The organism is Bacteroides rodentium JCM 16496, assembly GCF_000614125.1.
Lineage (GTDB): Bacteria > Bacteroidota > Bacteroidia > Bacteroidales > Bacteroidaceae > Bacteroides > Bacteroides rodentium.
Genome location: NZ_BAKJ01000030.1, coordinates 46,444 through 59,182 on the forward strand (window position 1 = coordinate 46,444; position 12,739 = coordinate 59,182).

The window sequence follows — 12,739 nt, forward strand, 5'->3', positions numbered from 1 at the left end:
CACCAGCATGTAAAGGGCGTTACCATATAGTGTAAAGGACGTTACAATACAGCGTAAAGGACGTTACAATGCGGTGTAACGGCCTTTACATTACGATGTAAACAATGTGTAAATACAATATAATGATAATCAAGCTTATTCGCATGCCCCACAAGGAAACGGTCACAACTAAATTCGGCGATTACGTCCCGCATCAATCCGCAGGAAGATAAACAGCAGGATTGTGAATCCCCAGAGCGAGGAACCTCCGTAACTGAAGAAAGGCAACGGGATACCGATAACGGGGGTCAGTCCCAGCACCATACCTATATTGATGAATAGATGGAACAAGAATATACTAAGCACAGAGTAACCATACACCCGGCCAAAGGGGGATTGCTGCCGCTCGGCCACGGCAATCAGCCGTAAAATAAGAATAAGGAACAGTAACAGTACAGCCGTAGACCCTACGAATCCTTCCTCCTCGCCCACGGTGCAAAAAATGAAGTCCGTATCCTGCTCCGGCACATACTTCAGCTTTGTCTGCGTACCGTTCAGGAAACCTTTGCCGGTCAGCCCCCCGGAACCGATGGCTATCTTCGACTGGTTCACGTTATAGCCGGCACCGGCAAGGTCCTCCTCCATACCGAGCACCACCTTGATACGTATCTGCTGATGGGGTTCCAGCACTTTATTGAAGAAGTAGTCGCTGGAGTAGAGGAAACCTATCGAGCCCAAAGCAAACAGCCCAATCAGAAAATAAGATAAATGCGCTCGCTTAAAGAAAGAAAGACAAGATACCCGACAACAAGTGCACAAAGCCCCCACTGCACCCACACCAAGTTGAAGGGTATCACGTATTCCGAAATCAGATAAGCCACGAGCAGCACTCCCAGCGAACCGCCGATAATATTCCGCGTGGGCTCCCAGCGCTTTTTATAAACCCACACCATGCCTCCGGCAAAAAGCAGTACCATCAGCAACACGGCAAATTCTCCGATAGGCGTCGGCGTATCGGCAATCATCACCGCATCAAAACGGATGCCCACCACAAAGTAGACCACTGCACATATACCCGAGAACAGTACCACGCCCGGCATTCCCTCCCGATAAAGCATCAGGAAAAATGCAGAGTACACCAATGCCGAACCCGTCTCCCGCTGCAGGATAATCAGCAACATGGGGAAGAGAATCAGGAAAGCCAGCATAAGGGAGCTTTTCCAGTTCTTCATCGTAAACGAGTAGGCGCTCATATACTTGGCAAGCGCCAGCGCCGTGGCAAACTTGGCAAACTCCGCCGGCTGCAAACTGACCGGCCCCAGGATGAGCCACGACCGCGACCCTTTCGTGTCGGGCGCAATGAATATCGTGACAATCAGCAGCAGCATCAGCCCTATATATATAAGGTAGGAGAACATGTCATAGAGGGAATCGTCCAGCATCAGCAGCACAAACCCCAGCCCGAAGGAACATATAATCCAGACAAACTGCTTGCCGGCACGCGTAGAGAAGTCCAGAAAGTCACGGTCACCATAATCATAACTCGCCCCACAGACACTGAACCAGCCGAATACAATCAGCAGCAGGTAAACGACAATCGTCACCCAGTCCAATGATTTCCATATGCTATCTCTCCTTGTCACCAATTTATTTACGATTTTACGATTTACTATTTACTATTGAAGTCATTCACCGTTCATCCCTAATCCTCAATCCCTAATCCTCAATCCTCATCTCTCCTCATCTCCGTAAAGTATCACCCGGTTACTGAATTCTTCCGCCCGTATCTCATTCTCGGGCGACAGCTTTCCATGCAGGTACTGGTCCATCATTATGGAGCCGATGGGCACGCCATACGTGGCACCGAAACCACCGTTCTCCACATAGACGGCAATGGCTATCTTAGGGTTGTCCATCGGGGCAAAGCCCATAAAGACGGAATGGTCCTTGCCACGGTTCTGTGCCGTGCCCGTCTTTCCGCAGACCTCCACACCCGGCAGGATGGCTCCCGCCATGCGGCAAGTGGCGCTACCCGTACTTCCGTCTACGGCGGCACGCATGCCTTTCACCACCATTTCATAATATTCGCGGTCGATGGTGGGATAACGGGGATTGCGATAGATGCTGTCCAGTTCATTGTCTTCTATCTCCTTCACGATGTGCGGAGTTATGAAATGCCCCCGGTTGGCAATGGTGGCACCCAGATTGGCTATCTGCAACGGGGTGGCGAGAATCTCCCCCTGCCCGATGGAGATACTAATCACCGTCAGACCGTTCCACGAACCCCGATAGGGCTTGTCGTAGAACTTGGCATTCGGTATCAGTCCACGCTGTTCGCCGGGGAGGTCGGTACCGAGCCGATAGCCGAAGCCCTGCGACACCATGTGGTCTTTCCATACGGTAATGGCATTCTGCGGCGAACCGTATTTTTTATCGCCGAACATGCGGTACAATCCCCAACAGAAATAGGAATTACAAGAGGTAGCGATGGCAGGAATCAGCGACAGAGGCGAACCATGTCCGTGACATCCCACATGAAGGCCTTTATGATTGAAACCATGCGCACAAGGGAAAGCCGGATAATCTTCGTGGATAATCTCTTCCTGAAGAAAGGTCAGCGCCTGCGCCGTCTTGAAGGTGGAGCCCGGTGGATAAGCTCCCATGATGGCACGGTTCAACAAAGGCTTCCGCTTGTCCATCTGCAACAGGCGGTGGTTCTTTCCCCGCTGGCGTCCTATCATCAGATGAGGGTCAAAGGTAGGCGAGGAAACCATGCATAGTATCTCACCCGTAGCCGGTTCGATGGCCACAATGGCACCGATTTTGTGTTGAAGCAGCCGTTCTCCCAACATCTGAAGGTCAATGTCGATGCCCAACGTCAGATTCTTGCCGGGTACGGAGGAACGGTCCAACTGTCCGTCCATGTAGTGTCCCTGGATACGCCCGTGAGCGTCACGAAGCAGAATCTCCACCCCCTTCTCTCCACGCAGATACTTTTCATAGGATTTCTCGATGCCTTGCTTGCCTATATAGTCTCCGCGGATATAATAGTCATCGTTCTCAATGTCTTTCTTGGACACTTCGCCGATGTCTCCCAGCAAATGGCCGGCAGAGTTATAGGTATATTGGCGGATAGTACGCCGCTGAATATAGAAACCTGGAAATTTGAACAGCTTCTCTTGAAACACGCCGCACTCTTCGGCAGAAAGCTGCGTCATAAACACTTGATGGGTGTATTTGGAATAACCGGGGTTCATCCAGCGGTTCTTGACGTCCTTCATCCGTTTGTCAAACTGTTCACGGGTAATGTTCAAGGCGCTGCAAAGGTCGAGTGTATCCAGCTGCGTCACCTCCCGAGGCACAAACGTAATGTCGTATGCAGGCTGGTTAAACACGAGCAACTTACCGTTACGGTCGTAGATAGCCCCCCGTGACGGATATTGTATCTTGTTCAGAAAGGCGTTGCTGTCCGCGTTCTTCTTGTAGTCATCAGTCATGATTTGCAGGTCGAACAGCCGGAACACGTAAATAAGAACGATGACAATAGCCGCCGCTCCAATTACATATTTCCGCTTTTCCAGTGTATAGTCTTTCATCAATTCCTAATCCTTAATCCCTTTATCCTTTCTTTCTTATTCCCTCAACAGCCATAATGCAGGTCACAGTAAGCAGGGTACTTGCCGCAATTCTCAACAACAGCGTACCGATATGGGCAAAAGAGAAGAATTCGAGGGTAAGCAACAAGCCGTGATGTATCAGCACACTCACAACCAGATATTTCAGGAAAGGAAGAATCCCCATTGTACGGATGGCCGGAACCAGCGTATCCAGCGTGTCACGAGGAACGAACAGCCGCAGGAAAACGGGGCGCAAGAAAGCCAGCAACACCGTAGCGGCAGCGTTCATCCCCGGTGTGTCGGAAAAGACATCGACAGCCAGCCCTAAAAAGAATGCCCACAACATCAATGCATTGCGGGGAGTGTCCGACTCAAACTTCAGTATCAAGTAGATATACAGAAATGGAGTAGCATATCCTGCAATATGCACATTGTTCAATATCAGCACCTGCAACAGTACCAAGCCTATGAACCATCCTATTTTATGCAGATAATTAATTAACAACGCTAATGAGTTATAAGTTATAAGTTACTTCTCGTCCGCCCTCGACTCCAATGCCTTTTGTTCATCCTGCCCGTTGCGGGAAATGACGCGCACATTGCTCACCTTTCCAAAGTCCGTAGCCAGCTTTATCTTCAACAGATACGAAAGCCCGTCGTGCGAGTCGGACATGTCATCCACCGTCCCCACCATGACACCTTCTGGAAACACGGTGGAATAGCCGCTGGTCACTACCGTATCTCCCAAATTGAATTCGGCATGCGGGGCAAATCCTTCAGATAGGCAAAACGGGAATTACCTCCCTCCCACTTCAAATAACCGAAATAATCACTGCCCACAATCTTACAGCTGATGCTCGACTTGCTGTTCAGCAACGGAATGACCAACGAGTAATGGGGAGAGGTCTTATACACAATACCCACCACGCCATTGGCATCTACAACTCCCATCTCAGGACGGATACCTTCTGTTGTTCCACGGTCCAGGGTGATATAATTGTCAGCCTTGTTCAAGCTGTTCTTTATGACATTCGCCTTGAATATCCGGTACTCCGTAGGGGCAAGCCGTTCCATGCTGTACAGCCTGGCGGAATCCAATCCTTTCTCCTTCAAGACATTTTCCAGAAACGAAAGCCGTTGCTCCAGCCACATGTTGCGGTCGAGCAAGTCTTCGTTGACCGTCTTCAAGTGGAAATAGGAAGTGATGCCACCCGATATTTCATAAACCTTCCCCGCCACGCCATTGGCAGAGGTGAAATACACACTCTGCTGGTAATGATTGAAGCGAAACAATAAAACAAAACTGGTCACCTCTAACAGAAGAAAGAGGAACCAGTAATTATATTTAATGAGAAAGTTTAACAGGTTCCGCATTACCGCATCAGGAATGAGAAGCGGTCAACGTTCTTCAATGCCACGCCCGTACCTTTGGCAACGGCATGCAAGGGGTCTTCCGCAATGTGGAACGGTATGTTTATTTTATCAGTCAGACGCTTATCCAGTCCACGAAGCAATGCACCGCCACCGGCAAGGTAGATACCGTTGTGAACGATGTCGGCATACAACTCGGGAGGCGTATTTTCCAATGCGCTCAAGATGCTGTCTCAATCTTAGAGATAGACTTCTCCAGGCAATGCGCCACTTCCTGATAGCATACCGGCACTTCCATGGGCAATGCCGTGATGCGGTTCGGACCATGAACGATATAGTCTTCGGGAGCATCCTCACCGAGTTCCGTCAAGGCAGCACCCACATTAATCTTGATGCGCTCGGCCATACGCTCGCTCACCTTCACGTTGTGCTGGCGGCTCATGTATTCCTGGATATCGGCAGTCAGGTCGTCACCGGCAATACGGATGGAGTTGTTGCTTACGATACCTCCCAAAGAGATAACGGCAATTTCCGTAGAGCCACCGCCTATGTCAACAATCATGTTGCCTTCGGGAGCCTCCACATCGATACCGATACCGATGGCAGCAGCCATCGGTTCGAAAATCAGGTAGACGTCGCGCCCGCCGGCATGCTCGGCAGAGTCGCGCACGGCACGCAGCTCCACTTCGGTACTGCCCGAAGGGACACCAATCACCATGCGGAGTGACGGAGAGAAAAGACGGTTACGGTTGTTCACCATCTTGATAAGTCCGCGTATCATCTGCTCGCAGGCATAGAAGTCGGCAATCACACCGTCGCGCAACGGACGGATGGTACGTATGTTTTCGTGGGTCTTTTCGTGCATCATCTTTGCCTTGTCACCCACGGCAATCATCTTGTCGGTACGACGATCCAAAGCCACCACCGAAGGCTCATCCACCACAATCTTGCCATTCGTGGTGATGATGGTATTGGCAGTGCCAAGGTCCATCGCTATTTCTTGTGTAAAAGAGAATAATCCCATCTATTGATTTACTATTAAATGATTTATTATTTACTATTTGGCAGATCTGCTATCTGACGACCCCCACCTACAATGACGCCTCCCGGCAAATAGTAAATAGTAAATCGTCAAATAGTAAATGACCTTAGTGTTTAAAGTGACGGAACCCGGTAGTTACCATGGCAATGCCATGCTCGTTGCAATATTCAAACGAGAGTTCATCCTTGATGCTTCCACCCGGCTGGATGACGGCTGTTACGCCTTCGTTGCCGGCAATTTCCACGCAGTCGGGGAAGGGGAAGAATGCGTCACTTGCCATTACAGCGCCCTTCAAGTCGAAACCGAAGTTCTTGGCTTTCTCGATGGCCTGCTTCAAAGCATCCACACGGCTGGTCTGGCCTACACCGCTTGCCAACAACTGCTTTCCTTTTGCCAACACAATGGCATTCGACTTGCTGTTCTTCACAATCTTGTTTGCAAAGAGCATGTCCTCAATTTCCTGTGCCGTGGGAGCCTTCGTAGTTACAGTCTTCAATTCTTCAGGAGTTTCCACCTTAAGGTCGCGGTCCTGAACCAATACGCCATTCAGCAAAGAACGGAACTGCTTCTTAGGCAGAGCTGCCGGCTTGCGAACCAGGATAATACGGTTCTTCTTCTGACCGAGGATTTCCAACGCATCCACATCATAATCGGGAGCGATAATCACCTCAAAGAAAATTTTATTGATTTCTTCGGCAGCAGCTTGTCAATCACAGCATTGGTGATGAGCACACCACCAAAAGCGGATACCGGGTCACCGGCAAGCGCATCGTTCCATGCTTCGAGCACAGTGGGACGTGAAGCCAGTCCACAAGCATTGTTATGTTTCAGGATAGCGAAAGTCGTATCCTTGAATTCGTCAATCAAGTCAACGGCAGCATTGATGTCGAGCAGGTTGTTATAAGAGATTTCCTTACCGTGAATCTGGTCGAACATAGCATCGAGGTTACCATAGAAATAACCTTTCTGGTGCGGATTCTCGCCATAGCGTAAAGTCTTCTGGTTGTTGGCAGACTGGCGGAAAGCGGAACCTTCCTCGCCATCGAAATAGTTGAAGATGGCAGAATCATAGTGTGAAGACACTCCGAACGCCTCTTTGGCAAACCAACGGCGTTCTTCGATGGTAGTAGTGGCACCATGTTCCATCAGCATGTCGCGGAACGGTTGATATTGTGCTTGTGAAGCGATAATAACCACGTCGTTGTAGTTCTTGGCTGCGGCACGAATCAGGGAGATACCGCCTATGTCAATCTTTTCGATGATGGCAGGTTCTTCGGCACCACTGGCAACGGTAGCCTCAAACGGATAGAGGTCAACGATGACGAGGTCTATTTCAGGGATTTCATATTTCTCAATCTGTTGCATGTCTTGCTCCAATCCGCGGCGGCAAAGGATACCTCCAAACACCTTCGGATGCAAAGTCTTCACGCGTCCGCCCAGGATAGAAGGGTATGTAGTGAGGTCTTCCACTGCCTTGCAGGGATAACCCAGGGATTCTATAAACTGACGGGTTCCACCGGTTGAGAGGAATTCTACACCTTCTTCATGCAGTTTGGTAATGATTTCGTCCAAACCTTCCTTATGGTAAACAGATACCAGAGCTGTTTTGATTCTTTTTGTTTCAGACATGATTTGCTTATTTAAAAGGTACGCGTATATTTTAAATTGAGCTGCAAAGGTACAAATTTTGTTAGTACATACCTATATGAAAGAAGAATTATTATATTTCTTATAGAAAGAAATGCACTTCTTTCAAAATTATCTCCACATTCATATTCCTTTTTCTGAAGTTAGTGAGAAATCGGCACAGGAAGGGGATTTCGATAAGAAGATAACCCATGTAGAGGTATGCTCAAATAATCGTAATATTTTGAAGCACAATCAAATAAAATGAGTAACGTTGCAAATAAATTAAAGAGAAACATGGCTAAAGATACGAACATACAAGTAGCTGGTAACTTGACGGATAATTTTCGGGGATATGCGGCATTGCTGCGCAAAATCAAGCAGAGGGTGCAGATTGCCCGGTAACGGGCGATTTACGCCGCCAACGAAGAGATGCTTCGGATGTATTGAGACGTGGGCGAAATGTTGCAGCAAAGCCAGAATGCTGACGGTTGGGGCAAGAAAACCCTGCAACGGTTGGCAGTGGATTTGAAGAACGGTTACGCCGATATAAAAGGGGTTACCGTGCGTAATATGCAATATATAGTGCAGTTCTTCAATGAATATAATCAAGAACTTACAATGGTAAAAGAGGGTACTGCTCCAATTACGAAATCACTGATTTCGCAATTAGACGAATATAATTTCACCTTGCCTATAAAGCATCTGGATTGGACGCACAATCTTATTTTGATAAAACAAGTCAAGGACATTTGCGCACGCTATTGGTATATGGTACAAAGCATTACCAATCATTGGACGACACGCTATCTGCAAGTTCAAAAGGTTCGCCCACCAGAACCGTTCCTTACTGAACACGCTATAAATAACGGCATTTTTCGTGAATTTGCCAACAGAAACATAGCACAACCTATCTTTGGGAAGGGGTAGTTTAAACGGTTTTTTTTGTGGATAATAACCGTTGATTTATTCTCATAAAAGTGCTATGATAGATGAATAAATCATGAAAATCCGTATCATCAGAAGATAGAGTAGATAAATTCCATGTGGAATTATAAGATTAATACTTCGTTAAGTTTATATTGCAATTATATATTATTTGAATAACAAAATAGTACCATATAATAATAAGAATAATATCTACAAAGGCCTACTTTTCCTCAAAAAGCATTCAAGTATTCGTCACTTGAAATTGTTTCCGATACTTGCTCGGCGACAGCCCCATTGCTGCCGTGAACACCCGCACGAAATGAGGCAGGTCGTTAAAACCAACCATATAGCAAATCTCCGACACTCCTTTTTGCGAGTGCTTCAACAACTCGCAAGCTGTGTTCAGACGGTATTGCGTGACGAACTGTGAAAAGGTCATCATTTTGTGCTTTTTGAAATAGGAGCAAAACGCCGAACGGTTCATCCCCACCTCCTCCGCAATGTCGTCCAATGTGATGGAATGAACGTAGTGTTTCATCACGTATGCGCAAATCTGCTGCATACGCCGAACGTCCTTCTCGATGCGCATCGGTTTCCCTGCAAATATATGGTCGGACGAGGTGAAAATAACAGGAAGCAAACGAAACATCGCACTTAAACGTCCCAATTCGTCCATACCGTTTATTTCGGACAATGACTTACGGATAATCCGCGCGCTTTCCGAACCGAATTTCAATGCGTCGGTAGGAAACATCACGCCCGCCAGTCTGTTCCGCAATTCGGGAAATACTTCCATGCACCGCTCCACCAAAGAATGGCCGAAAGCCACCATCAGATAACGGACACAACCGTCCTCGTCCACACTGTTGGCTGCGTATTCCCAGCGATGAAGCATAGACGGCGGAATCAACGCCACATCGCCTGCCGTAAAAGGTTGTAATGTGTCGCCAGCCATTCGGTTACCCTGTCCATGAACGACATAATATAATTCCCACGCATCGTGCCGGTGGAGCTTGGCTTCAAGGCTCGGCTTCACCCGTTGGTCAATGAAGAAAAACGAATGATTCTCCGTTTCGGGCAGTTCGTATGGTATGGCTGTATCTTCCATAAATAATTGCTTTAATTTACGCGACTGCAAATCTACAACAATTATATGAAACGATAAAACAAATTCAGAACAACAAAGCGACGTAACTTTGCAACCGGAAACAAGAAATGTAACTTAAAAATGTATTGTTATGAAATTATACGAAGTACTGGAAAAACGTCGCACTTACCGCGACTACTCCGACCGTGAAGTGAGCGATGAAATCCTTAAAAGAGTGATCGGCGCAGCATTCAAGGCCCCAACGAACGATCACCTGCGCCAGCTTGAATTCATTGTGGTGCGTGGACGCGAAAACATCGCCAAAGTAATCGCCCCGCTCGCCAAAAATATGGCTGCCTTCAAGAATCTGGTACATGAAGTGGATGAATCGGGCGACAAGGATAAGATGGATATGTTTGCCGATGCCCTGCCCAAGCAACAGCGTATGCTGATGCAGAGCGGTCTGCTGATTATCCCGTTCTTCCGCCAACAGACGTGGCCATTGCTCAAACCTACGGAACAAAGTTCGCTCAACTACTTTGCTTCGGCATGGTGCGCACTGGAAAATATGCTGCTCGCCGCCACTGCCGAAGGCTTGGGAACCGTGTTCCACATTCCCGTTGCCGACGAAGTGGAAAAAATCAAGAAGATTGTCGGTGCTCCGGAAGACTACGAGTTCACTTGCCTGCTGACGATGGGCTATCCTGCGGAAAACGCCTTTCTGCCCAAACAAAAAGAAATCGACATCGAGGAGCGGATACATAAGAATCTCTGGTAACCCGGCAACATGAAAGGACATATTCTGATATTGTCGGCGAATATCCTGTTCGGCGTCAGTATGCCGGTATTCAAATACCTGCTGACTTCAGATGTACCTCCGGAAGCAATTACCATCATGCGGGCGATTTTCGCCTGCATGATGTTTTGGTTCGTGTCCCTCTTCATGCCGAAAGAAAAAGTTCTGCCGAAAGATTTGAGAACACTTTTCATCTGCGCCTTGTGCGGCGTGGGCATCAACCAATGGCTGTTTGTCGTAGGGTTGAAAAGTTCTTCGCCTGTCGATGCCTCCATTATCGCTACCGCAGTGCCTATTTTCGTATTATTGCTGGCTGCCGTCGTCCTCAAAGAGCCTATTACGGCAAAAAAGTCATTTGGCGTATTTCTTGGCGTAAGCGGAGGAATTTTGCTCGTGTTCAGCACCGCACATACCGCTGACGGAACCAACAGTCTTTGGGGAGATACACTGATGTTACTGAACCAGTTGATGTATTCCGTTTATCTGGTCTTGTCTAAACCTTTGTCTCGACGCTACTCGTCCGTGACGATGATGAAATGGATGTTTCTGTTCTCCACAATAGTACTCGCACCGTTTTGTCTCCCGCACGTGCAGCACGTCCCCATATTCCATCGGGAAACTTTCGACATGACGCAAATGTGCGCGCTCTTTTATCTGCTGTTCGGAGCCACGTTCGTCGCATTCATGCTTATCCCGATGGCATTGAAACACATCCGTCCCACTACGGTCAGCATGTACAATTATGTGCAGCCCATTGTTGCTTCCGTAATAGCCATTGCTGTCGGGCAGGACACCCTCTCGATACAAAAACTGTTGTCGGCGGCTTTGGTATTTGCCGGTGTTTACTTGGTGACGAAGAGTAAGAAAAAGGAAGAGATGAAAAATTTAATATTACACAAGACATGATTATAAATACAGGAGGACGGACCGACACCGTCAATTATTACAGCGATTGGCTGTTGAACCGATTCGAGGAAGGCTTTGTCTATTCACGTAACCCACTGTTCCTGAATCATATTACAAAATATACGCTCGCCCCGTCAGTAGTGGATTGCGTGGTGTTCTGCTCTAAAAACTACCGCCCGATTCTGTCGGAACTTCATCGGATTACCGACCGTTTCAATGTATTCTGTCACTACACTATCACGGCATACGGCAAAGACGTGGAACCGAACGTACCGGACATCGACCAGAGTATCGACACGCTTGTCGAACTCTCTGCAAAAGTCGGAAGCAAATGCGTTGCATGGCGTTACGACCCAGTACTGCTGACCTTGAAATACACAGTGGATTACCATCTGAGAATGTTCGATTACATGGCTTCACGCCTTGCACTGTATGTGAACTTCTGTGTATTCAGTTTCGTGGAAATGTACAAGAGGCTCGAATACAATATGCCGGAACTGATTCCGCTGACCCCCAAAAAAGAAAATTTGAATGGTATTTTTTCAGTGAGGGCTACCCCTGTACGCTTTTCAGCCAGCGACGGTAGGCGTCCGTGCCACAAATCTCATCGTCGGGTTCAGCTGCTCTTTTGAGCGTGTCTATCATGGAACATTCAGTAAATGTCTTTAAACAGTAAGATGGCATATGAAGATGACTTGCTAATATCATCTCATATGCCATTTTTATGATCTATTTTTTCTCTCTGACCTAAAATCTTCTCCTTTTGGGCACGATGTTCCGGAAGAGGCCTGAGACTTCTTCTAATAGATTCTTTATACTTATGCTATGCAGCTTTCTTCTGTCTGTTTTTGATTTTATCAATCATCAATATGGCGTTTGCCGTATGTATTCCAAAGAAAATCCACAGGATTTCTGTTTTCCTGTTCCGTGCTTTGAGTTTCGATAGTGAATAATGCTGTTTGGACAGATAGGATGCCGCAACATCCGTATATTTGTTACGGGGACGTCTTATACCAAGCTCTCTACAATGCTGGCAGATATGCCGGTAGAGCCATTCGATGCTTTCCCAAAGGAGCTTCATGTCCGTAGGGAAACGCATATGACTTTCATAACATGTTGGTTATAGAGCAAGACGGGTCTATCATGATACCACAGAACAACTGATAGTGTATGTTTCCGTTAAGATGTTCTACCAGCAGCCTGTCAGAGAATCCCGTGTAGGCCTTCAGTACCATGAGGGCTATCTTTGCGGAAGGACTGAAACTGTTCCTGCGACCCAAGCGGGATTGTGAAAGGCTTATCTCTTTGGCTATGCTCTCGAACGGAAACACGGAATGAAGGCTGCCAAGTTCACTCGCATGAAAACTTTTACGATATTTTTCCAA

The 12,739-nt window shown here is 47.6% G+C and carries 6 protein-coding genes and 6 pseudogenes; 4 read left to right on the plus strand and 8 right to left on the minus strand.

Annotation, left to right across the window (positions count from 1 at the left end):
* Positions 1-168 precede the first annotated feature (168 nt).
* From rodA to purH, 6 genes and pseudogenes are all read right to left on the minus strand, one after another.
* A pseudogene (rodA, locus tag JCM16496_RS24965) lies at positions 169-1,625 on the minus strand (rod shape-determining protein RodA).
* Between the two features lie 84 nt (positions 1,626-1,709).
* Positions 1,710-3,578 (minus strand): penicillin-binding protein 2, encoded by a 1,869-nt coding sequence (mrdA, locus tag JCM16496_RS13695; RefSeq protein ID WP_025834977.1) that lies wholly within the window; start codon positions 3,576-3,578, stop codon positions 1,710-1,712.
* A gap of 19 nt (positions 3,579-3,597) precedes the next feature.
* Positions 3,598-4,101 (minus strand): rod shape-determining protein MreD, encoded by a 504-nt coding sequence (mreD, locus tag JCM16496_RS13700; RefSeq protein WP_025834979.1) that lies wholly within the window; start codon positions 4,099-4,101, stop codon positions 3,598-3,600.
* A 24-nt stretch (positions 4,102-4,125) separates the two neighbouring features.
* Positions 4,126-4,970 (minus strand): annotated as a pseudogene (gene mreC / locus JCM16496_RS13705) (rod shape-determining protein MreC).
* Positions 4,970-5,991: pseudogene (locus JCM16496_RS13710) on the minus strand (rod shape-determining protein). The pseudogenes mreC and JCM16496_RS13710 overlap by 1 nt, the downstream one beginning before the upstream one ends.
* Before the next feature lie 124 nt (positions 5,992-6,115).
* Positions 6,116-7,638 (minus strand): annotated as a pseudogene (gene purH, locus JCM16496_RS13715) (bifunctional phosphoribosylaminoimidazolecarboxamide formyltransferase/IMP cyclohydrolase).
* A 429-nt stretch (positions 7,639-8,067) separates the two neighbouring features.
* On the opposite strand from purH, the pseudogene JCM16496_RS23925 reads away from it, so the two are divergent.
* Positions 8,068-8,451, plus strand: a pseudogene (locus JCM16496_RS23925) (DUF1016 N-terminal domain-containing protein); the annotation flags it as partial.
* Positions 8,452-8,806: 355 nt separating this feature from the next.
* Here the strand turns inward: JCM16496_RS23925 and JCM16496_RS13735 are convergent.
* The gene (locus JCM16496_RS13735; RefSeq protein ID WP_025834984.1) at positions 8,807-9,673 is read right to left on the minus strand and encodes an AraC family transcriptional regulator; all 867 of its coding nucleotides are present in this window, start codon (positions 9,671-9,673) and stop codon (positions 8,807-8,809) included.
* A 130-nt stretch (positions 9,674-9,803) separates the two neighbouring features.
* Here JCM16496_RS13735 and JCM16496_RS13740 point away from each other — a divergent pair, with 130 nt between their 5' ends.
* The 3 genes from JCM16496_RS13740 to JCM16496_RS13750 are packed head-to-tail and all read left to right on the plus strand — an operon-like array spanning position 9,804 to position 11,986.
* Positions 9,804-10,430, plus strand: a complete 627-nt coding sequence (locus JCM16496_RS13740; RefSeq protein WP_025834986.1) for a nitroreductase family protein — start codon at positions 9,804-9,806, stop codon at positions 10,428-10,430.
* A 9-nt stretch (positions 10,431-10,439) separates the two neighbouring features.
* Positions 10,440-11,354 carry a DMT family transporter gene (locus tag JCM16496_RS13745; protein WP_025834988.1) on the plus strand — a complete coding sequence of 305 codons (915 nt, stop codon included), beginning with the start codon at positions 10,440-10,442 and terminating at the stop codon, positions 11,352-11,354.
* A complete protein-coding gene (locus tag JCM16496_RS13750) occupies positions 11,351-11,986 on the plus strand; it encodes a DUF1848 family protein (protein WP_025834991.1) in 636 nt (211 codons plus the stop codon). Before JCM16496_RS13745 ends, JCM16496_RS13750 begins: the two co-directional genes overlap by 4 nt.
* Positions 11,987-12,258: 272 nt before the next feature.
* On the opposite strand, the pseudogene JCM16496_RS21970 reads toward JCM16496_RS13750, so the two are convergent.
* Positions 12,259-12,739: pseudogene (locus JCM16496_RS21970) on the minus strand (transposase); the annotation flags it as partial.